Origin of the sequence: Nocardia sp. (genome assembly GCF_025465275.1) — a bacterium.
GTDB lineage: Bacteria > Actinomycetota > Actinomycetes > Mycobacteriales > Mycobacteriaceae > Nocardia.
Map to the genome: position 1 here is coordinate 1 of NZ_JAODNK010000005.1, position 20,783 is coordinate 20,783.

Sequence of the window (20,783 nt, forward strand, 5' to 3'; positions counted from 1 at the left end):
AGGGCTTCGATCCCGAGACCAACGAATGGCTCGAGGGTTCGGACAAGGTCCGGGAAGAGTGGGAAGGCCGGTACGCCGAGGCCGAGCGTCGCCACAAGATGCACACCGCTCAGATGGAGAAGATGGCCGCCGATGCCGCAGCTGAGGCTGCCAACGGTGGTTCGTCGAACTACTCCTCGGAGACCGGTGCGCAGGTCGCGACCGCCACGTCTTCGTCGTCCTCTTCGTCCTCTGCCGAGCCCGCCGGTGGCTCGCTGGCGAGCGATGCGCAGCTGGCCGCACTGCGTGAGAAGCTGTCGGGCAACGCCTGATTCGCTGCTCTCGCGATAAGCGATAGCTAGAAGAGCCCCCGGGTCCGTTATGGACCCGGGGGTTTTCTGTCCGCCGAATACTCAGCGAACATACGTTCGATTTCGTACAGTGGTTACATGAATCTCACGGAATGGGCCGGGTCGCAGGGGGATGCAATCCCGGACCGCTTACTGCTGGTCTGTGGGGCAACTGTGCCGGTCGCGGCGATGCGGATGAATCAGCGTTCGGTGCTGGTCGATCCGGACGCGGTGACTAGCATGGCGGGTGGGGTGAGCTTGTGTGCCGAGTGGCGTCAGGAATGGGATGCGGTGCGTATGTTCTTGACCGCGGATGGTGAAACCGGCAAAGCCGGGGGGAACGAAACCATCCGCGTCACACCGGCAACCGGGGCAACTGCAGATCAAAGTTCCCGCTGCCCTGGCTGATCGGTTCGGAACGCACCTGAGCATTGATGCCCCGGTGGCGTTCCATCATCGGCACCAGGAGTGGCGTGATCGGATTGGCAGCAACCGTGCCGTTCGGTACGACATCGTGTACGACCCGGCCTGCCGACGCTGGTACCTGGATGCCCCCCGGGGCCTCGCGCCTGCTCCGCCCATTCCGCTCGCCGCTATCCAAACCGGACGTGTACTGGGGGTCGATCTCAACGATGGGCATCTCGCCACGTGCGTCCTGGACAAGTCCGGCAACCCGATCGGCGAACCCGCCACGAGCGCCCTGGCCGGACAAGGCTTTTCAGCGTCCCGGCGAGACGGGCACCTGCGTGCCGGGATCACCGCACTCGTGAACAAGGCCGAACACTCGGGGTGTGCAGCGATCGTGATCGAGAACCTCGACTTCGGCGACGCCCGCAGCGCAGGCCGGGAAACGATGGGACGTGGCCGGCGCGGCAAGAGGTTTCGCCGCACCGTCGCGAGTATCCCCACCGCCAAATTCCGGGAACGCCTGCGCGGCATGGCTGGACAACGCGGTATCGTCGTGGTATCAGTCGATCCGACCTGCACCAGTAAAGCCCGGAACCGATACTGGCGCACACCTTTACAGGAACAAACACAAACTTCCGGTCACACGGTCACCACCCACCACGGTGCGGCCGTAGCGATCGGTCGACGCGGACTCGGTATGAAGCTGTCGCGTCACTCGAGCGGTCCCCGTTACGCACAGAGGAGCGTCACGGGCCAACCCTCGAGCCTGGCGATAACATCGAACCGGGCTCGTGCGGCGCGTGAGAAGCCCTGCCCAACCCCAGCCCCCACGGGAGTCCTGGACCATTGGGCCGGAACGGATTTCGCCGAACCGATGCGATCGGTTTACACCGCCGCGCTGGAGTCGATCCTGTCGGCGGTGGAGGCGGTGCTCGGCTGAGTCCGGCGCAGAGCAGGCAGCCACGAGTTGCAGCGGAAGTGTTGGTGCAGTGTCGAATACGCGGCCGCGTATTCGGCACAATCAGCAATAGTCGGACGCTCAGCACCGTGCGGCGAAGCCTGGCCACGAAGTTGGCCGCTCGACCGACGCGCCGATCCGCTCGCCAGAGTGGTGGGATCCGGTCGGGTGGGTGTCGCGGATCGTGTCGTCGTTCCCTCTGAACGCCGGATACCTGAGAGTCACTTTCAGGTATTGCCGTCGGCCCATGCGGACACGCGAGGTACCTGCGAGGCGCTGTCAGGAATTCTCAGTAGTGTGATGTCCGCCTCGGCGCGGCGTGGCGCCGGAAACCGGTCGGATACCGGGGGTTTGCTGTACGGACATCATCCGAAGGTTGGATGTAGGTCAAGCGCCCAACTGGAATGATTCGGCGCGTTCAGTTTTCACACCTAGCGGAAGGCGTTGTCGGAGTATGGGCTTGTTCGCCGGTATCAATCGACGAGATTTTCTGGCGAAGGCCATGGCTGCGGGCGGTGCCGCCGGTCTGGCATCGCTGGCCGGTCCGATCATCGAGCGGGCGTACGCCGCAGATCCGGCGGGGATGGGCGGGCTCGGCGATATCGAGCACGTTGTACTGCTCATGCAGGAGAACCGCTCGTTCGACCACTACTTCGGAACCCTCTCGGGTGTGCGGGGATTCGATGATCCCTCGCCGGCATGGAACCAGTACGGGTACGCACCGGGTGTCGGCCCGACCCCGGACGGGTTCATCAATCCGTTCCGCCTGGACACCGAGCGCGGTGCGAGCCTCGACGGCGAGTGCATCAACGACCCGGACCACTCCTGGGCAGCCATGCACAAGTCCTGGAACAACGGGAAGAACGACGCCTGGATGCCGATGTCCATCGCCTCGGTCGGCGCCGGGAACGGGCCTGCGGCCATGGGGTATTACACCCGCGCCGATATTCCGGTGCACCACGATCTCGCGGACGCCTTCACCATTTGCGATAGCTACCACTGCTCGGTGCTGGGCCCCACCGATCCCAATCGGCTGTACTGGATGTCGGGGACCATCGACCCCGATGGGCTCAACGGTGGTCCGCTGCTCCAGACCCCCACGCTCATCCCGCAGAATGCGTACAGCTGGCGGACCATGCCGGAGAACCTCTCCGATGCCGGCGTGAGCTGGAAGATCTACAACAATCGTGATGTCGGCCCGCTGTCCTCTGTGATTCTCGACGGCATGCTGGGTTGCTTCAAGCAGGCCGCCGATCCGGCGTCGGAGCTGGCGCGACGCGGTAAGGTGCCGGCTTATCCGAGCGATTTCGCCGCCGATGTGGCGGCGAATCAGCTGCCCGCCGTCTCCTGGGTGATTCCGTCGCTGCTGAACTGCGAACACCCCGCGCTCCCACCGGCTTTGGGCGCGGTCGGCATTATGCAGGTGCTCGATATCCTCACCTCGAATCCGGCGGTGTGGGAGAAGACCGCGCTCATTGTCAGCTATGACGAGAACGGTGGCTTCTTCGATCACGTCACGCCGCCGACCGCGCCACCCGGCACGCCGGGGGAGTACGTCACCGTGCCGCTGGAGAGCGCCGCGAAGTCGGAAGGCATCGCGGGCCCGATCGGGCTCGGCTATCGCGTGCCCTGCTTCGTGATCTCGCCGTACAGCCGGGGCGGATTGGTCGCCTCGGAGACCTTCGACCACACCTCGCAGTTGCGCTTGCTGGAGCGTCGTTTCGGTGTGGACGTGCCGAACCTGACGGCCTGGCGGCGTGGCGTCACCGGCGATATGACATCGGCATTCGATTTCGCCTCGGGTCGCGACGCGGTCAAGCCCGCCTTCGGACCCGCAGACCGGAAGGTGAATGCCGCACTGGCGCAGTGTGGTCCGAATGTCGCGCTCGGTTACGCGAATGCAGGTATCCCGTACCCGGTGCCGCCGAACTTCATGCCCACTCAGGAACCGGGTACTCGTCGGAAGCCCAGCGGCCTCGTCTGAGGGCACTCGGCTACAGCCGTCCGGAGCACGCACGAGTGTGGCCCAGTCCCTGGTGGGGCTGGGCCACAGTCGTATTCACAGTCACATGGCGGTGGCCGGAACCCATTGAACAGTGGCTGAGGTGGAGCGTTTTCGCATGGCGGCGAAACTGTGCCGTGCGGGACTGAGCAGTGCGCTGAACCATGCGCGACGATGCTCGGCGAGCGCTGCCGCGACCGCGGGAATTTCGATGCAATGCATCGTGCCCGGCAGTCCCAGACGGTGCCGACCCGTCTGGATGTTTCTGGTGCCCAATGGTGTTCCTTCTCCTACGTGTAACCGGCCCTGGATCGCCTGCGGCGAAACCTTAGCCGAACAAAAGTGTGCGACACCGGATTTTGCACGACTTTCTCCCCGGCGTGTCGGAATGTTGCCGACAAACGGTCGGGATTGGGCTAAAAAGTTGCAAATCGGTCTCGTAAATATCACGGAATGGGAAAACTGTCGGCGCGCCGGTGGAATTGCCTGCGTAAGTGGGTAATCCAATCTTTCGGCTGGTGAGGGGTAGTGCGCGCGGGCGGGGAGCCTAATGCGAGACTGGGGAAATGTTGCGAATCGGTCTCACCGGAGGCATGGGAGCGGGTAAATCCACCGTCGCCCGCATTCTTGTCGAACGCGGCGCGGTGCTGGTGGACAGTGACGTCATCGCGCGTGAAGTGGTCGCACCCGGCACCGCGGGGCTGACGGCCCTGGTCGATGCTTTCGGCAGCGATATTCTCGCCGCCGACGGCAGCCTGGATCGACCGGCATTGGCGGCCAAGGCATTCGCCACTGACGAGGCCCGCGGCATCCTCAATGCCATCGTGCATCCGCTGGTCGGTAAGCGCACCGCCGAGCTCATCGGCTCCGCACCCGCCGACGGCATTGTCGTACAAGACATTCCACTACTGGTCGAGAACGGCCTGGCGCCGTTCATGAATCTGGTGGTGATCGTCGACGCCGCCGAGGAGACTCGGCTGCACCGGCTGGTGGAGTTCCGCGGTATCGACGAAGCCGATGCCCGCGCGCGAATCGCGGCCCAGGCCACCGACACTCAGCGTCGCGCCGTTGCCGATGTGCTGCTCGACAACAATGGCGCGAACGGCGAGATCGACGCCGCAGTGCACCGGCTGTGGGACGAGCGGCTGATCCCCTTCGAACACAATCTGCGTACCCGCACGCCCGCGCCGCAGCCCGCCGAATCGCCGGTGGTGGAGGCGAATCCGGAGTGGCCGGCGGCTGCGCGGCGGATCATCGCCCGGCTCGCGGTCGCCTGCGGGGCCGATGCGCGCAGCATCGAACATGTCGGGCCGACCGCGGTGGCAGGCAAGCCTGCGGAGGATGTGCTCGACATTCGGATAACGGTCGCCGATGCGGGCGTGGCCGACGGGCTGCGGGATCGCTTGGCGGAGATAGGTTTTCCGCGCGTCGACAGCGCTGTGCACCGTGAGCTCGGTGCGGTGGAAGTCCGGCATGCCACGGCGGACCCGGGTCGTCTCGCGAATGTGATTGTCGCCGTCGAGGCGTGAACTCGACCGTCGGCTCCGGCGTGCGCGCCGGAGCCCGCGGGAACTACTTCCAGGTCAGGGTGATATCGCGGGCCTGTAGCCAGGCCTCGAAACTATGGCCGTGCGCGGCGATTCCGTCGATGACGGTGGTGGCGGTCTCGATGGCCTGCTGGGACTCGGGCAGATCCAGATAGCCGGCGGCGTGGGCGGCGAGCAGCTCGTCCACATCGAGCAGTTCGACATCGCGATTGGTGCGCACCACCAGATCCAGGTAGTGGTCCACCGATTTCCAGCGCTTCGGTCCGACCTGTGCGTATTCTCCGATATCGATGTAGTAGTCCTGGTCGCGCAGGTGCGCGGGGGTGAAGTGGAAGACCGTGGCGCGAATGGACAGGCTCGGCAGCAGCCAGGATTCGATGTAGTGGAACTCCGGATGATCGGAGGTCCGCGCCATGTAGAGGCCGAAGGGCTCGACCTGGTAGCGCTCGACCGCGCGCACAAAGCCCTTCGGGTCGATATTGGTGAGCTCATCGACGTTGAAGTACTCCACCTTGGGCCGGTGCAGATCTACCGCGGGCGCCTGAGTCATGCCAACAGCATCTCTTGTCGGGCCGCCATCGTCCAGAGGAGTGTGGCCGAGTCGTGGCCCGAACTGGGTAAATGGTGTTTTGCAGGACTATTTTGCGGAAAATTGCAATGTGAAACACCAGTGTTCGTTACGGTGCGGCTACCCACACCTGACGTGGGTGGTACATACCAAGAGGGAAGTACACAGTATGAACGCAATGAGCGCCCGCGCTCGCCGCGCCGGAATGGGTCTGACCGCCTTCGGTGCCGCTGCCGCGACCATGGTCCTGGTAGCACCGCAGGCCAGTGCCTGGGTCAGTGATATCTCGGTCGGCGGCTCGAACCAACAGGTGGGTTGCGCCTATACGGTCACGGCCACCGTCGCGGTCGACCGCCTGCTGTCGGTGAGCTTCACCGATAACGGCACCGCGATCACCGGCAGCCCCGTCACCCCGTCGCTGCTGAGCAATTCGGTCACCATCCAGTGGACCCCGACCACCGCCGGCGCCCACACCATTCAGGCGACGCAGGACTTCATCAGCAAGTCGACTGTCGTCCAGGTTGCTGCCTCCAGCGCCTTCGGCAGTGTCGGCTGCGGCCTGAACGGCTTGTTCCCCAGCCTGTCCGGCTAAATCGGAGCGGTACGAGCAAAACGAAAGCCACCCGGGCCGAACACAAGACGGACCGGGTGGCCTTTTCGTGCCTAGCCGACCGAAGCGCCTTTACAGCCAGCTGAGCGCGAGACCCTTGGTGGCGAGCCAGCGGTCGACATCATGACCGCACGCGGCAATGCCGTCCACGACCGCCGCCGCGCGTTCGATGGCTCGATGGGTGCGAGCGGTATCGAAGTGCCCGGCGGCGTGCGCCGACAGCAGCTCGTCGATGCCGAGAAGTTCGGGCATCTGGCCGGGACGGGCCACCACGTGTAGATAGTGTCCCTCCGCGCGCCACTTCTTGGGCTCGATCCGGGCGTAATCGCCGATGTCGAGGTAGTAGGTCTGCCCGCGATCATGGCCCGGCCGTAGGTGATACACGGTCACGCGGAGCGAAAGTTCTGGCAGCAACCAGGATTCGATGTAGTGGAAGCGCGGATTGTCCACGATCCGCTCCACATACAGACCCCACGGTTGCGCGATCAGCCGCTCGACCTGATGTAAGTAACCGTGATAATCGGTCCAGGACAGCGCCGCCAGATTGAAATACTCGAGTCTGGGTCGATGCGGCGATACTGGGGGAGTGGTGTTTCCCATCCGGCGCGGGTCAGCACCGTTGGTGGAATTCCGCTGTGGCATATGCAGACCGGTCATCGCCCTGCCTCTTCTCCGACTCGTGCAAACCAGCCAGATCAGGTTACACCTGGGCCCTGGGAATCGGACGGCTGTGAGCGGAGCGGAATTTCACCCTCGCTCACCTGGAATTTCTTTGAACTTCCTTGGGGGAAACTATAATTCGGACATTTGGTACAGCTGGCTCTGTTCCGGGTGGCGCCGCGCGAAAGTAAACACTTCGAAATATCCTCAGGTCCCGACCGCGCCGCGCCGAGGCGCTCGGTTCGTTCCCGATGTGGGGTCTGGGACGCACATCCGCGGGGAAATCGGGACGGATCGGCCGGCGCGGCGCAGGCGGCGGCGCGGTCATCGCCCGCAGATGTGCGCAGCGTCACCGGCTGCTCGGGCGGGTCGGCCCCGGGTCGCGGCGCTCCCGGCTGCGACTCGTACCGCTCGGCGTGAACCTGTCGGTGGGTCGTCCTAGGGTGTGAACATGGCTTTCGCAACCGAGATCCCGGACGACCTGCCGCTGGCGCATTCCGAGTTCCGGCCTATCGGCGATATCGAGCGGGTCGAGGGCCGGTTCCAGGTGGTCAGCGAGCATGTTCCCGCCGGTGACCAGCCCGCCGCCATTGCGGAGCTGGAGCGGCGGATCAATGCGGGCGAGCGGGATGTGGTGCTGCTCGGCGCGACCGGTACCGGCAAGTCGGCCACTACGGCCTGGTTGATCGAGAAGCTGCAGCGGCCGACCCTGCTCATGGCCCCCAACAAGACCCTGGCGGCCCAGCTGGCCAATGAGCTGCGCGAGATGCTGCCCAACAATGCGGTCGAGTACTTCGTCTCGTACTACGACTACTACCAGCCCGAGGCGTACATCGCGCAGACCGATACCTATATCGAGAAGGACAGCTCCGTCAATGACGACGTGGAGCGTCTGCGCCATTCGGCCACCTCCAGCCTGTTGTCGCGCCGTGATGTCGTGGTGGTGGCCTCGGTGTCCTGCATCTACGGCCTCGGTACGCCGCAGTCCTACCTCGACCGCTCGGTCATGCTGGAGGTCGGGGAAGAGGTCGATCGCGACAAGCTGCTGCGGCTGCTGGTCGATGTGCAGTACACCCGCAACGATATGTCCTTCACCCGCGGCAGTTTCCGGGTGCGCGGCGATACCGTCGAAATCATTCCCTCCTACGAGGAATTGGCGATCCGCATCGAATTCTTCGGTGACGAGATCGAGGCGCTCTATTACCTGCACCCGCTCACCGGTGATGTGGTGCGGCAGGTGGATATGGTTCGCATTTTCCCGGCGACCCATTATGTCGCCGGTCCCGATCGGATGGAACGGGCAGTCAAAGATATCGAGGCCGAACTCGAAACGCGTCTGGCCGAATTGGATAAGCAGGGCAAGCTTCTGGAGGCGCAACGATTGCGGATGCGCACCCAATACGACTTGGAGATGATTCGTCAGGTCGGCTTCTGCTCCGGCATCGAGAATTACTCGCGCCATATCGACGGCCGCGGTGCGGGTACCGCGCCCGCAACGCTCATCGATTATTTCCCCGAGGATTTCCTGCTCGTCATCGATGAATCGCATGCGACGGTCCCACAAATCGGCGCCATGTACGAGGGCGATATGTCGCGCAAGCGGAATCTGGTGGAGTTCGGCTTCCGCTTGCCGTCGGCAGTCGACAACCGGCCGCTCACCTGGGAGGAGTTCGCCGACCGCATCGGGCAGACGGTGTACCTCTCCGCCACCCCGGGAAAGTACGAATTGGGCCAGACCGGTGGCGAATTCGTCGAGCAGGTCATTCGTCCGACCGGCTTGATCGACCCGAAGGTGGTGGTGAAGCCGACCAAGGGGCAGATCGACGATCTGGTGCACGAGATCCGGCTGCGGGCCGAACGGGACGAGCGGGTGCTGGTCACCACCCTCACCAAGAAGATGTCCGAGGATCTCACCGACTATCTGCTCGGGCTCGGCGTGCGGGTGCGCTACCTGCACTCGGAGATCGACACGCTGCGGCGCGTGGAGTTGTTGCGGCAGTTGCGACTCGGCGAGTACGACGTTCTGGTCGGCATCAACCTGCTGCGCGAGGGCCTCGACCTGCCGGAGGTTTCGCTGGTCGCGATTCTGGATGCCGATAAGGAAGGCTTCCTGCGCAGCTCCACCAGCCTCATCCAGACCATCGGCCGTGCGGCGCGCAATGTCTCCGGTGAGGTCCACATGTATGCGGACAAGATCACCGACTCCATGCGGCACGCCATTGACGAGACCGATCGCCGCCGCGCCAAACAGGTCGCCTACAACGAAGAGCGCGGCCTCGATCCGCAACCCTTGCGCAAGAAGATCGCCGACATTCTCGACACGGTGTACCGCGAGGCCGAGGATACCGAGGTCGAGGTGGGCGGATCCGGCCGCAACTCCAGTCGTGGCCGCCGCGCCCAGGGTGAACCGGGTCGCGCCGTCAGCGCCGGTGTCTACGAGGGCCGCGATATCAAGTCCATGCCGCGCGCCGAGCTCGCCGACCTGGTCAAGGAGATGACCGCGCAGATGATGAACGCCGCGCGCGAACTCCAGTTCGAGCTGGCCGGTCGCCTGCGTGACGAAATCGCCGATCTGAAGAAGGAGTTGCGCGGTATGGACGCGGCCGGTCTGCAATGAGTGACGACAACTGTTCGCGGCGCGCCGGTTCGGATCCTGTAGGAAGGCGATAGCCGCATGGCCGGTGAGGATTCGGTGCACTCGGAGTCGTCCGACCTGCTCCCGGAGGCGTATGCCCCGCGCCCGGTGCCGCCGCCGGAGACGGCGAAAGGAATTCTGCGCCCGCGGGAGCAGATCGCCGTCAGCAACCACAGTCGTTTGCCGGCCGGCGAACAGGTCAGTCGCTATGTCGAGTTCTACTGGTCGGTGCGCTGGGACCGGCGGGGTCAGCCGCCCTACATCGCCGAGGTGCTGGGTTTTCCGGTGGTCAATATGACCTTCGAGCACACGCCCGATCAGCACGGCGGCTTCGTCACCGGCGTCTGGACCACCAAGTACGTGCGTGAATTGGCCGGTGTCGGTGAGACATTCGGCGTGAAGTTCCGCCCGGGTGGCTTCGGCGCGTTCACCGGATTAGACGTCGGCTCGCTGCGCGATACCGCGCTGCCGCTGACCGAGGTGCTTCCCGAGGCCGGAGATCTGGCCGACCGGATTCTGGCCGATCCGGACGACGAGAGTCGCCGCACTCTGGTCGAGACGTTCCTCGTCGAGGCCGCCGCCCGCCGCGCGGTCGCCGATGACACCGCCTACCGCCTGGTGCTGCGCATCATGGACGCCATGGAGACCGATCGCGAACTCACCCGCGTCGACCAGGTCACCGAGCGTTTCGACACGCCGATACGTACCCTGCAGCGGCTGTTCCGCCGCTATGTCGGGGTCAGCCCGAAGTGGGTGCTGCGCCGTTTCCGGCTGCAGGACGGCGCGCAGTTGCTGGCGGAGGGCCGCACCTCCGATCTGGCCGCCCTCGCGCTGGACCTCGGCTACTTCGATCAGGCCCATTTCTCCCGCGAGTTCGCGCAGGAGATCGGGATGGCTCCGCTGGAATACGCCCGACTCTCGCTACTGTCCTGATCAGGACAAAGATCGGAAATAAGCACGCCTCATCAACGGTTGGTTGCCATATCACCTTGCGGCAACCACGCAATCGATAAGGAGCGGGCCATGGATGTTCTGGTGCTGATCGGGCGAATCCTCTTCGTACTACTATTTCTGGCCTCGGGCGTCGGGCACCTCACCCAGACCGAGGCAATGGCACAGTATGCGCAGTTCAAGGGAATCCCGGCGGCCAAGCTGTCGGTATTCGGCTCGGGTGTCCTACTGGTCCTCGGCGGTCTGAGCGTGCTGCTCGGCGTCTGGGCCGATCTGGGCGCCCTGCTGCTGCTCATTTTCCTGCTGCCGACCGCCTTCCTGATGCATGCTTTCTGGAAGGAAACCGATCCGCAGGCCAAGCAGACCGAGATGATCTCCTTCAACAAGGACATCTCGCTGGCCGGTGCGGCGCTCATGCTGTTCGCCTTCTTCGCCTACGTCGGCGGCGATCTCGGATTGACGCTGACAGGACCGCTTTTCAGCCTCTGAACCGTACTGCTGCGGCGTTTCGTGCCCAAAAGGCGAAGCACGAGATAGGCTTTGACGGGTCTGGCTGGGGGCGAAAACCAAGCCGTCGGTCAGGTAGTCAGCCGCTTTTGTGAAGCCGTCCAGGCGAGTTGCGTCGGACGTGAAAAGCTCGATGGAAACCAGGTAAGACCTGCGATTCTGTAGGCGGTGGTACTGCCACGAGCAGACCTGGGGCTGCGGTTTCAGGTCAACCCTGGTGGAGTAATCGATCAGGTCTTGAGACGTGTGGAGGCTCGCATGTTTCACGAACGGAAGAGGAACGTATGAACGTTCTGAGCGTGATTCTCGGCTGGTTCTGGGCCGACTATCACGATCTGTGAGGTAGCGGATTTGCGGCCCATCCAGTGCGTGCAAACGCGCCGGATGGGCCGATCCGTATCCCGTAGAAATCCTGTGTTGTGACGAATGTCCCAGGGGCACAATGGTGTTGGCGATTTGTGGTGTTTCACACTGCCGGTGGGGAATTCGCTGGTAGCCGGTGCCGTATGCGCAGCGTGCGGGGAATGTGTGACAGCCCCGGTGCGGCACGCAACTGTGATGTGTTGCGATATCGAAAATTTCCGCCGGTTATGCCGCTATTGTCAGGCGCAGTTGCCGCGGCGGTAACTACGGAACGTAGACACCGCGGCCCCAACCTTTGTACTTGGAGGAGAGAATGACCGCCTACCGGACGATCGTCGTCGGTACCGATGGCTCGGACTCGTCGTACGTCGCCGTCGAGCGGGCCGCTGCTCTGGCCGGCGCCGCGGGCGCGACGCTGTACATCGCCTGCGCGTACTACCCGACCGACGACCGCGACGTCGCAGCCGCCGCGGACGTACTGAAGGACGAGGCCTACCAGGTGCGCGGCTCCGCGCCGACCAGCGAGATCCTGCGCGTGGCGCGCGACAAGGCAATTGCCGCGGGCGCTACCAATGTGGTGGAGAAGGCTGTTGTCGGCGAGCCCGTCGAATCGCTGCTCACCCTGCTCAAGGAGCTCGACGCCGACCTGCTCGTGGTCGGTAACCGTGGCCTCAACACCCTCGCGGGTCGTCTGCTCGGCTCCGTGCCGTCGGACGTGGCCCGCAAGTCCCGCAGCGACGTGCTCATCGTGCACACCGTGCGTTGATAAGTGGGGGCTTCGCCCCCACACCCCCGAAAGGGGATAGGAGGGCGTCGCCCCCGAGCCCATCGACAGCAAAGCGGCCGTGGCCAATTGGTCACGGCCGCTTTGCGTCCTGTGCGCTGAACCCGCGTGGGTTGGGGTTCGGGGGCCTTGCCCCCGAACCGCTTCTCACCGCAAGCGGTGCAGGACCTCCGGCAGGTCCTCGGTGTGCGCCACCGAGAGTCGCTGCGTGGAGCGGGTCAGCGCCACGTACAGGTCGTTCATCCCGCGGGGCGATTCGTCGAGGATCTGCTGCGGTTCGACGAGGATGACCGCGTCGAACTCCAGGCCTTTGACCTCGTGCACGGTCAGCACGCGGGCCGAATCATCGGTCAGGTGCGCCAGTTTCGCGGCCGCGTCGTGCGGGACGATGACCGCGGTGGTGCCCGGATGCTCGGCCTCGGCAGCCACCAGCCGGCCTACCTCGGCGGCGAGGCCGGCGGCCGCCACACGGTGTGCGGTGGGCTGGAAGCCGGAATCGCGGATCGACCGGGGGATGGAGGCGCCCGGATCGATCTCGGCCAGCACATCGGCGGCGACCGCCATGATTTCGGCGGGCGTGCGGTAGTTGACCGTCAGCTCGGTGAGCTTCCAGCGTTTGGCCACATAGGGTTCCAGCACCTGTTGCCAGGAGGACGCGCCGGCCGGATCGCCGGTCTGGGCGACATCTCCGACGGCGGTGATCCACCGATTCGGAATGCGGCGCATGACCATTCGCCACGCCATCTCCGAAAGCTCCTGCGCCTCATCGACGATGACGTGCCCGTAGGTCCAGGTGCGGTCCCCGGCGGCGCGCTCGGCGGTGGTCTGGCTGGTGCGCACCTGCTGGCGCTCGGCGAGCTGGCCGGCGTCGATGAGGTCGTAGGCCATGAGCAGTTCGGGATCGAGGTCGTCCTCGAGGTCCTGCGGCGCGGAGCCGGTGAGGATATCGAGGGCGTCCTGGGCCTCGGCGATCTGGGCGCGCCAGCGCCGGCGGGACCGTTCGCGCTCCTCGCTGTCGTCGATGCCGAGCAGTTCGGCCAGCTCGTCCAGCAGTGGGGCATCGGCATCGCTGAATTCGCCACTGTCGGTGCGCTGCAACTCGGCTCGGTCGGCCGGGCTGAGCTGACTTGCGGCATCGGCCAGGCGCTTGGGATCGGCCCACAGTCCGCCCAGCACATCCTGCGGGGTGAGCAGCGGCCACAGCGCCGCGATGGCGCGCTGGATATCGGCGTCGGCGCGCATTTCGTCGCGAATCTCGGTGAGATCGGCCTGGCTCAACAGGTTTCGCCCACCGAGCGGGTCGGCGCCGATGAGCGCGGCCAACTGATCGGTGAGCGCGTCCACCACCCCGGCGGCGAAAATAGGCCGGGCCAGGTTGTGCGGCCGCCGCGAGGAGCGGGCGCGGCCCCGCGCCTTGGTGACAACGCGGCGGTCCAGGCTTAGTTCGCGCCCGTCGAAGTGCAGCCGCACCGGATCCTTCGGGATCTCCTGCCAGTCCCGCACCGCTCGCTTGAGCACCTCGAGCATCTCCAGCGAACCCTTGAGCTGTCCGGCCCGCAGCGAATCCTCCAGTGTGGCTTGCACTCCGGGATACAGATTGCCGACGGTGGACAGCAGCACACCGGTCTCACCGAGCGAGGGCAGCACCTGCCCGATGTAGTCGAGGAAGGTGGAGTTGGGGCCGATGATGAGCACACCGGCCTTGTCCAGCTGTTTGCGGTAGGTGTACAGCAGATAGGCGGCACGGTGCAGCGCGACCGCGGTCTTACCGGTGCCGGGACCACCCTGCACCACGAGCACGCTCTTGTGCTCGGAGCGGATGATCGCATCCTGTTCGTGCTGAATGGTTTCGACGATGTCGTTCATATGCCCGGTGCGTGCGGCATTGAGCGCGGCCAGCAGTGCGCTCTCGCTGCCCACGCCGCCGTCGCTGCTGATCACACCGTCGCGACGGGCCGTCCCGAGATCGAGGTATTCGTCATTGACCGAGGTGACTTTGCGATTGCGGGTGCGAATGTGCCGCCGCCGCGTGATGCCGTCCGGTGCGGCGGTGGTGGCCAGATAGAACGGCCGCGCCATGGGCGCACGCCAGTCCAGTAGCAGCGTCTCGTAGTCGTCGGTCTCGTCGAGGATGCCGATGCGGCCGATATAGCGCTTCTCGCCTTCGCCGGAAGCGCCGTTCCCGTTCGACGAAGCGCTGCCGTTGGACGAGGCACTGCCATTGGACGAGGCCCCGTCCGCCGGCTCGTCGCTCTCGGCCAGGTCGATGCGTCCGAAGCACAGCCCGTGCTCGGCGGCGTCGTACTTGGATAGGTCTTCGGAGTAGAGCTGGGTGAACGATTCCCGTTCACTACGAGCCTGCGGCGTGCCGCCGGTCTCCAGCAGGACGGTGCGCAGTCGGCGTTGCGCGTATTCGCGCATCCCGTCGAGCCGCTCGTAGAGCAGTGTCAGGTGCTGTTGTTCGCGTTCCAGCTCCGCCGCCGTCTTGGTGGCTTCGGACGGTGACGCGGACACAGAACGCTCCTCGGTGAGGTCGGGCAAAACGGAACTCCTTGTCACCACGCGGTGCTGGGGCGCACGGCGCGCGAACCATCGAGAACAGAGTTGTCGAGTCTAGTTCGCGTTTCCCCGGCTCGCCGTATCGGCTGGTGAAGCGTGACGAGCGGCTCAGGCTGGGCAGGTCAGGCTGGGTACATTCAAGACGCGTGCGTGCTGTCGCTACGGCGAGTCAGTGTGTTGTCCCGGTGCCCCGGCGGTTTCGCCCGATACATGGCGATATCGGCGTCGTGCAGGACGGCTTCCGGTGTGCGTGCGTCGCCGGCGTGCAGCGGCGTGATGCCGATGCTGGCATTGACCTGTATGCGATGCCCGCGCGCGATGATCGGCTCGGCCATGGTCTGGCGCAGCCGGGCGACCAGGGCTTCCAGATCCTCACCGAGGGTGCGCCCGGACAGCAGCACCAGGAATTCGTCACCGCCGATGCGCCCCACGATGTCATCGGAGCGCAGGCCGCGCTGCAGCCGCTGCGCCACGATCTGCAGGACCGTATCGCCGATGGCATGCCCGAGCGTGTCATTGATGATCTTGAAACCGTCCAGGTCGATGAACAGCACCGTGGAGACCGGCAGATCCTCACTGGTGCCCAGCGCACCTGCCAAGCGGGACAAAACAAGCGCCCGATTGGCCAGCCCGGTCAGCGGATCATGGGTGGCCTGGTACTCCAATTGCCTTCGGCTGGCCCGGAATTCGGTGATGTCATTGAACGATGACACCGCGGGGGAGTTGGGGTCCTCCGGATTCAGCAGGCGGCTGCTGGCCGAGAGCCAGCGCCGCTGCCCGTCGGGACGATCCACCCCGAAGACGAAGCGCGTGACCGTTTCTCCGGTGGCGAGGGTGCGGATGACCGGCGTCCAGGTCGGCGGCATCGGCTGGGCATTGGCATCGAGTAGGCACAGCGGGAGATCGTCGAGGCGAGTGCCGATCAGATCGTCGGCGTCATAACCGAATATGCGGCGCGCCGCCGGATTCGCCGATTCGATATGCCCCTCCCGGTCGATGACCACCACGCCCTCCTCCAATTGCGAGACCACGGTGGTGAAGAACTGCTCGGCCCGCGCCTGCGCGGCCTCGGCGCGGCGCTGCGGGGTCAGATCGTGCACCACCACCTGATAGGCGAGCCGGTTCTGCCACGCGGTGAGCACCGATACGGTCTCCGCGTCCAAGGTGCTGCCGTCACAGCGCACCAGCGCCAATTCGGCGGGCTCGGAAGCGGTTCCGGCAATCGTGAGGCGCCGTATGCGCTCCAGCATGCCGGGAATGTCGCGTGCCTCCACAAAATCGGCGACGGGTGCTCCGACGACATCGTCGACGGAGGTGGCGCCGAGCAGCCGCAGCATGGCCGGATTGGCGTAAACGATGGTGCCGCGTTCGTGGACCACTACCCCGTCGGGGCTGTGCTCCACCAGCGTGCGGTACCGCTGGGCCAGCTGTTCGGCATCGGTCGGGGTATTTGCCCGATCGTTACCAACCACCTCAAGCACCCCCTGATCGTCGGTGAAACGCGTCGCTGGAGCTCGGCACTATTGTGTGATCGGCGAGGTTTGCTGGAGACCGCACCAACCGCTATTGGATCAATCACAGTTCCGCACAGCATCGGCCTGCTACTGGCGATCATTACAGGCACCGGCTCCGGGAAGGAACGATGCAATGCCTGGCACCACCCCCATCCCGCACACTGCGGAACAGCACCAAGATCATATGACTATTGCCGGAATCGGTGCCGTCACCGGGTACGGCTGGGGTCGAGAAACCCTCTGGGAGGGTTTGCTGAGTGGTAAGCCCGCAGCCCGGCTCCATTCAGGGTACGGCCCCGAACGCGATAGACACGGCTGGGTTGCCCGCGTGCCGGAAGGTGGCGATCCGAGTGTCGGCCCGAGCCGGTATGTCCGGGCTGTCCAGGAATCGGTGCGCGAGGCCGTCGCGGATGCGACCGCGCGCGGCTGGCGGCCCGGTCACACCGTGGGTCTGCTGCACGCCATCGTGCTCGGCAATGTGTACGAGTGGCGCGATTTCTATGTCGAGGATCACGGCCACCGGCGCGCCCGCGATTATCTGCGACTACTGCCGTCCACGCCGATTTCGAACCTGATGCAGGAGTTCGGCTTTCACGGTCCCGCGATGAACGTCACCGCGGCGTGCTCGTCGGCCAATGCCGGACTGCTCACCGCGCAGCTGTGGCTGGCACAGGGTTTTGCCGACGATGTAGTGGTCGTCGCGACCGATCTGTCCGGAACGCCCGATATGGTCGATCACTTCGAGGCCCTGGGCGCGGCCGTCACCGATGTCGAACCCTTGACGGCGTGCCGCCCGTTCCAGACCGGCAGCCGCGGCTTCAGCTGGGGTGAGGCCTCCACGGCCTTCGTGGTGACCCGCGAGGCGGACCGCCCGTACGCGGCGATCCTGGGCGGGGCCATGACCAATGACGGCTATCACGTGATCTCGGTGGATCCCTCGCACGAGCAGATTTTCGAATGCGTGCGCCGCGCGCTGGCCAGCGCCGATGTGCGGCCCGAGGAGATCGCCTACCTCAACTCGCACGGCTCCGGCACCCAGCAGTGCGACGATGCCGAAACCGCGCTGCTGTCCCAGCTTTTCGACAATCGCCCGCTGGTATGCGCGACCAAACCGCTGACCGGGCACTGCCAGGCGGCGTCGGCCGGTGTCGAGGTGGCATCGATCGCACTCGGCTACGAACGCGGGGTGGTGGTGTCGGCGCCGATTGTCGCGCCCGCGCATGCGCGCCTGGTGGACGGTGTGATGGCCGGCGGAGACGGGCTCACCGTGAAGACCGCGCTGGGCATGGGCGGCAACAACTCCGCACTGGTACTCGGTCCCGTCAATTGACAGCGCCCGTCGTCCCACCGAGCTGCTCCGTCATCCCGGCGAGCTTTTGGCCGGGATCCGCACATCTCCTCAGTGCAGGGGCACGGACCAGTGCAGTTTGGTGCCGGTTTCCTTGATCTCGGTATCGGACTCGTCGCGGCGCGGGTAGACGGCGAGCCGGCCACCGGATTGTTCGGCGCGGTGGGCGAGATTGGTGAGCCCGCTGGGTGTGATGCCCTCCGGAATGCCGCAGCCATTGTCGGCGACCACGATGGTGAGGTCGTCGGCCACCCCGATATCGATGGTGATGGTATCGGCTCCGGAATGCCGCACCGCATTGCTGACCGCTTCGCGCACAACGGCTTCGGCATGATCGGCGAGAGCGGGCTCGACCACCGACAGCGGCCCGGTGACATGCATGAGCGCCCGGATCTCGGTGGTCGCGGTCTGCTGTTTGATGGCGCGTTCGATGCGCTGCCGCAGCCGGGTGCTGTGCCCGTCGCCGCCGTGCAGATCGAAGATGGAGGTGCGGATCTCCTCCACCACGTCCTGCAGATCATTGATGGTGTCGTTGAGTCGTTGCCGCACTTCGGGAACGCGGGTGCGGGGCACCGTGCCCTGCAGTGACAGGCCGATGGCGAAGAGCCGCTGGATGACGTGGTCGTGCAGATCGCGGGCAATGCGATCGCGATCGGTGAGGATGTCCAGTTCACGCATGCGCCGCTGCGCGACCGCCAATTGCATTGCCAGCGCGGCCTGATCGGTGAAGGCGGCGATCAACTCCACCAATTCGTCCGTATACGGCGCGGATTCGGCGGAGCGCACCGTGATCAGCACGCCCAGTGTGGAATCGGGGGTGTGCAGCGGCAGCACCAGCGCCGGCCCGATATCGGCGATGGCGGCGCCCAGATCGACCTGGCGAGCATCGTCGAAACGCAGCGGGGTCCGGGTGGTCAGGGCCTGGCCGACGGCGGTGCCGATGGCGCGCACGGTCGCGGCCTCCGGATTGTCGCCTGGCCCGGACCACTGCGCCACCACCAGTTCGGCGACGTCCTCGGGCGGCGTATCCGGATCGGCCACCACCGCGAGCAGTGCGCGCTGGGAGGCGGTGAGCTCGCGGGCGTGCTCGACCACATGGGCCAGCACCTTGGTCGGATCGGTATCGGCCAGGAATTCGGTGGCGATATCGCGGGTGGCCTCGATCCACGCCTGCCGGGTGCGGGCCGATTCGTACAGGCGTGCATTGTCGACGGCGATACCGGCCGCGGCCGCGAGCGCCTGCATGAGCACCTCGTCATCCTCGGTGAAGGGGTGCCCGCCGGATTTCTCGGCCAGGTACAGGTTTCCGAACAGCTCACCGCGAATGCGTACCGGCACACCGAGGAAGGTGCGCATGGGCGGATGGTGCGGCGGGAATCCGACCGAAGCGGGATGGCGCGCAAGATCATCCAGCCGGATCGGCTCGGATTGCCCGAGCACCAGCCCGAGGACGCCGTGCCCCTCGGGCATGGCCCCGATGAGCACGCGGGTCTGGTCGTCGATGCCGTGGTGGATGAATTGGATGAGTTGCTGATCGTGTCCGCGCACGCCGAGCGCCCCGTAGCGGGCGTCCACCAGGCTGGCGGCGGCGCGCACGATGGTGCGCAGCGTCTGGTCCAGATCGAGGCCGGAGGTGACCGCGAGCATGGCCTCAACCAGCCCGTCGATCCGGTCGCGGGCGTCGATAATCTGCTCGACGCGGTCCTTGACCTCGGTGAGCAATTCGCGTAATCGCAACTGCGACAGCGTGTCGCGCACCGAGTAGGGCCCGGTGCGGGGTGCATCGTGCATGGTTTTCCTGGCTGTCCGTCGGATGCGACGCGGCACTCGGGATGTTACGCGCGCACTGGTTGCCGAAAGGTTGTTGCAGCGTATGCCAGTGTCACACAACCGATTTGGCCTGAGGCAACCATTCGCCAACTATTTAACGGAAAGATTTCCAAAAAATAGCCCGGCTTGGGACTTTCGACTCTGTCCGCAGCACTCTCTCGCGTGTTGACATAGGAGCGGGTTGCCGGGTTGGAAACGGGAAGTGGGTCGGTTATGGGCACGTACGACGTGTGGACGAGCGGGATCGATCCGGACTTCGTGGTGACCACACACGGACCGGTACCGCCGGCAGAGGTGACCCGCGTGGTGCGCGGCCTCGGCAGAATACTGCGCCGCCACGGGGTGGAAGGGCCGGTGCGGGCCCGCCTGCACTGGCCCGACTCCGATGAGGGGACCACCCTCGCCCAGATCTCGATCCGGACGCTGGGGAAGGCGTTCCGGGTGCAGGTCGCCGGGCCAGGTCGTTTTGCCACCACTTTCGCGCTCGAGCGCCTGGACCTGCGGCTGGGCTGCTCGCCGGAGGAGGTGTCGCGACCATGGCCGGACCCGGCTCGCCCGAGTCTGGCCATGGTCAGCGGCCCGCGGCCGATCGTGCGGCGCAAGGATTGCGGGCTGCGGGTGGCCACGGCGGGGGCCGCGGCCCGGACCCTGGACGCCATGGATTACGACGCGCATCTCTATATCGATGCCGAGACCGGTGCGGATGCGGTGGCCTGCTGGAGTGGTCAGTTCGGTGTGCGGCCGCTGCGCCAGCATCGTGATCCCGTCCCGGCGCTGCTCGAGGACGATGCCGCGGCGCGGCTGTGTATGGGCGGGGTGCCGTACCTGTTCTTCATCGATCCCGATACCCGTCGCGGGCGACTGCTCTACCGCCGCTTCGACGGCGATCTGACCCTGGTGACCGCCGCGGGCTCCGAGGATCGCCCGCGTGATCGCGGCCTGCAGCCGCGCGCCATGGTGGTGCCGTGTGTGCGCCGGCACGCACCGGAACAATCTGCCCGGGACGCGTCGTTGTCGTTCTCGGACCGACTTGTCCGGGATTGATGTAGCGCGCAATTTACCCAGTGTGACCAGCGTTTCAGTGTGCGTAGCCGAACTTGTCGGTGGGCAGGCTTAGCATGGCTTCGGGGGATTGACTTCTTGATGCCGAAACGTTGGAAGGATGGCCGGTGGCGGATCGCCTCGGGTTCACAAATATTGAAAGGGTGAT

Annotated in this window: 17 protein-coding genes and 1 pseudogene; 12 read left to right on the top strand and 6 right to left on the bottom strand. The window is 65.3% G+C overall.

Features of this window, described 5'->3' with window-relative positions; genetic code table 11:
• The 4 genes and pseudogenes from rpsA to JWN03_RS01385 all read left to right on the top strand — a co-directional run.
• Positions 1–311, top strand: a pseudogene (gene rpsA / locus JWN03_RS01370) (30S ribosomal protein S1); the annotation flags it as partial.
• A 117-nt stretch (positions 312–428) separates the two neighbouring features.
• Positions 429–737, top strand: a complete 309-nt coding sequence (locus tag JWN03_RS01375; RefSeq protein ID WP_297608427.1) for a hypothetical protein — start codon at positions 429–431, stop codon at positions 735–737.
• A 34-nt stretch (positions 738–771) separates the two neighbouring features.
• Complete coding sequence (locus tag JWN03_RS01380; RefSeq protein ID WP_297608429.1) at positions 772–1,677, top strand: hypothetical protein; 906 nt, start codon at positions 772–774, stop codon at positions 1,675–1,677.
• Between the two features lie 472 nt (positions 1,678–2,149).
• A complete protein-coding gene (locus JWN03_RS01385; RefSeq protein WP_297608432.1) occupies positions 2,150–3,679 on the top strand; it encodes a phospholipase C in 1,530 nt (509 codons plus the stop codon).
• An 81-nt stretch (positions 3,680–3,760) separates the two neighbouring features.
• Here the strand turns inward: JWN03_RS01385 and JWN03_RS01390 are convergent, their stop codons facing one another.
• On the bottom strand, positions 3,761–3,973 hold the full coding sequence (locus JWN03_RS01390; protein WP_297608639.1) for a hypothetical protein: 213 nt from the start codon (positions 3,971–3,973) through the stop codon (positions 3,761–3,763).
• A gap of 290 nt (positions 3,974–4,263) precedes the next feature.
• Between JWN03_RS01390 and coaE the strand changes: the two genes are divergently transcribed.
• Positions 4,264–5,226 carry a dephospho-CoA kinase gene (coaE, locus tag JWN03_RS01395; protein ID WP_297608435.1) on the top strand — a complete coding sequence of 321 codons (963 nt, stop codon included), beginning with the start codon at positions 4,264–4,266 and terminating at the stop codon, positions 5,224–5,226.
• Between the two features lie 43 nt (positions 5,227–5,269).
• Here coaE and JWN03_RS01400 read toward each other — a convergent pair whose 3' ends face one another.
• Complete coding sequence (locus tag JWN03_RS01400; protein WP_297608439.1) at positions 5,270–5,794, bottom strand: DUF402 domain-containing protein; 525 nt, start codon at positions 5,792–5,794, stop codon at positions 5,270–5,272.
• A 187-nt stretch (positions 5,795–5,981) separates the two neighbouring features.
• Between JWN03_RS01400 and JWN03_RS01405 the strand changes: the two genes are divergently transcribed.
• Positions 5,982–6,404 carry a hypothetical protein gene (locus JWN03_RS01405; protein WP_297608442.1) on the top strand — a complete coding sequence of 141 codons (423 nt, stop codon included), beginning with the start codon at positions 5,982–5,984 and terminating at the stop codon, positions 6,402–6,404.
• 90 nt (positions 6,405–6,494) lie between these two features.
• On the opposite strand, the gene JWN03_RS01410 is transcribed toward JWN03_RS01405, so the two are convergent.
• Positions 6,495–7,079 (bottom strand): DUF402 domain-containing protein, encoded by a 585-nt coding sequence (locus JWN03_RS01410; RefSeq protein WP_297608445.1) that lies wholly within the window; start codon positions 7,077–7,079, stop codon positions 6,495–6,497.
• A 454-nt stretch (positions 7,080–7,533) separates the two neighbouring features.
• On the opposite strand from JWN03_RS01410, the gene uvrB reads away from it, so the two are divergent.
• The 4 genes from uvrB to JWN03_RS01430 all read left to right on the top strand — a co-directional run bounded on the left by uvrB (position 7,534) and on the right by JWN03_RS01430 (position 12,304).
• Positions 7,534–9,699: an excinuclease ABC subunit UvrB gene (gene uvrB, locus JWN03_RS01415; RefSeq protein WP_297608447.1), complete on the top strand. Its 2,166-nt coding sequence runs from the start codon at positions 7,534–7,536 to the stop codon at positions 9,697–9,699.
• 57 nt (positions 9,700–9,756) lie between these two features.
• The gene (locus JWN03_RS01420; RefSeq protein ID WP_297608450.1) at positions 9,757–10,650 is read left to right on the top strand and encodes an AraC family transcriptional regulator; all 894 of its coding nucleotides are present in this window, start codon (positions 9,757–9,759) and stop codon (positions 10,648–10,650) included.
• A gap of 90 nt (positions 10,651–10,740) precedes the next feature.
• Positions 10,741–11,157 carry a DoxX family membrane protein gene (locus tag JWN03_RS01425; protein ID WP_297608452.1) on the top strand — a complete coding sequence of 139 codons (417 nt, stop codon included), beginning with the start codon at positions 10,741–10,743 and terminating at the stop codon, positions 11,155–11,157.
• Between the two features lie 694 nt (positions 11,158–11,851).
• Entirely contained in the window at positions 11,852–12,304 is a 453-nt protein-coding gene (locus JWN03_RS01430) for a universal stress protein (RefSeq protein ID WP_297608627.1), read from the top strand.
• Positions 12,305–12,469: 165 nt separating this feature from the next.
• On the opposite strand, the gene JWN03_RS01435 is transcribed toward JWN03_RS01430, so the two are convergent.
• Both JWN03_RS01435 and JWN03_RS01440 read right to left on the bottom strand, forming a co-directional pair.
• A complete protein-coding gene (locus JWN03_RS01435; protein ID WP_297608454.1) occupies positions 12,470–14,836 on the bottom strand; it encodes a HelD family protein in 2,367 nt (788 codons plus the stop codon).
• A gap of 182 nt (positions 14,837–15,018) precedes the next feature.
• A complete protein-coding gene (locus JWN03_RS01440; protein WP_297608456.1) occupies positions 15,019–16,353 on the bottom strand; it encodes a diguanylate cyclase domain-containing protein in 1,335 nt (444 codons plus the stop codon).
• Between the two features lie 175 nt (positions 16,354–16,528).
• On the opposite strand from JWN03_RS01440, the gene JWN03_RS01445 reads away from it, so the two are divergent.
• A complete protein-coding gene (locus JWN03_RS01445) occupies positions 16,529–17,725 on the top strand; it encodes a beta-ketoacyl synthase N-terminal-like domain-containing protein (RefSeq protein ID WP_297608458.1) in 1,197 nt (398 codons plus the stop codon).
• 69 nt (positions 17,726–17,794) lie between these two features.
• Here the strand turns inward: JWN03_RS01445 and JWN03_RS01450 are convergent, their stop codons facing one another.
• Positions 17,795–19,534 carry a sensor histidine kinase gene (locus JWN03_RS01450; protein WP_297608460.1) on the bottom strand — a complete coding sequence of 580 codons (1,740 nt, stop codon included), beginning with the start codon at positions 19,532–19,534 and terminating at the stop codon, positions 17,795–17,797.
• Between the two features lie 252 nt (positions 19,535–19,786).
• Here JWN03_RS01450 and JWN03_RS01455 point away from each other — a divergent pair, with 252 nt between their 5' ends.
• Entirely contained in the window at positions 19,787–20,617 is an 831-nt protein-coding gene (locus JWN03_RS01455; protein WP_297608462.1) for a hypothetical protein, read from the top strand.
• Positions 20,618–20,783: the final 166 nt, after the last annotated feature.

What these genes read in the sequence shown, in the direction of transcription:
- JWN03_RS01375 (WP_297608427.1), top strand. Translation starts at nt 429, where the DNA reads ATGAATCTCACGGAATGGGCCGGGTCGCAGGGGGATGCAATCCCGGAC.
- JWN03_RS01385 (WP_297608432.1), top strand. Translation starts at nt 2,150, where the DNA reads ATGGGCTTGTTCGCCGGTATCAATCGACGAGATTTTCTGGCGAAGGCC.
- coaE (WP_297608435.1), top strand. Translation starts at nt 4,264, where the DNA reads ATGTTGCGAATCGGTCTCACCGGAGGCATGGGAGCGGGTAAATCCACC.
- JWN03_RS01400 (WP_297608439.1), bottom strand. Translation starts at nt 5,794, where the DNA reads ATGACTCAGGCGCCCGCGGTAGATCTGCACCGGCCCAAGGTGGAGTAC.
- JWN03_RS01405 (WP_297608442.1), top strand. Translation starts at nt 5,982, where the DNA reads ATGAACGCAATGAGCGCCCGCGCTCGCCGCGCCGGAATGGGTCTGACC.
- JWN03_RS01410 (WP_297608445.1), bottom strand. Translation starts at nt 7,079, where the DNA reads ATGACCGGTCTGCATATGCCACAGCGGAATTCCACCAACGGTGCTGAC.
- uvrB (WP_297608447.1), top strand. Translation starts at nt 7,534, where the DNA reads ATGGCTTTCGCAACCGAGATCCCGGACGACCTGCCGCTGGCGCATTCC.
- JWN03_RS01420 (WP_297608450.1), top strand. Translation starts at nt 9,757, where the DNA reads ATGGCCGGTGAGGATTCGGTGCACTCGGAGTCGTCCGACCTGCTCCCG.
- JWN03_RS01425 (WP_297608452.1), top strand. Translation starts at nt 10,741, where the DNA reads ATGGATGTTCTGGTGCTGATCGGGCGAATCCTCTTCGTACTACTATTT.
- JWN03_RS01430 (WP_297608627.1), top strand. Translation starts at nt 11,852, where the DNA reads ATGACCGCCTACCGGACGATCGTCGTCGGTACCGATGGCTCGGACTCG.
- JWN03_RS01445 (WP_297608458.1), top strand. Translation starts at nt 16,529, where the DNA reads ATGCCTGGCACCACCCCCATCCCGCACACTGCGGAACAGCACCAAGAT.
- JWN03_RS01450 (WP_297608460.1), bottom strand. Translation starts at nt 19,534, where the DNA reads ATGCACGATGCACCCCGCACCGGGCCCTACTCGGTGCGCGACACGCTG.
- JWN03_RS01455 (WP_297608462.1), top strand. Translation starts at nt 19,787, where the DNA reads ATGGGCACGTACGACGTGTGGACGAGCGGGATCGATCCGGACTTCGTG.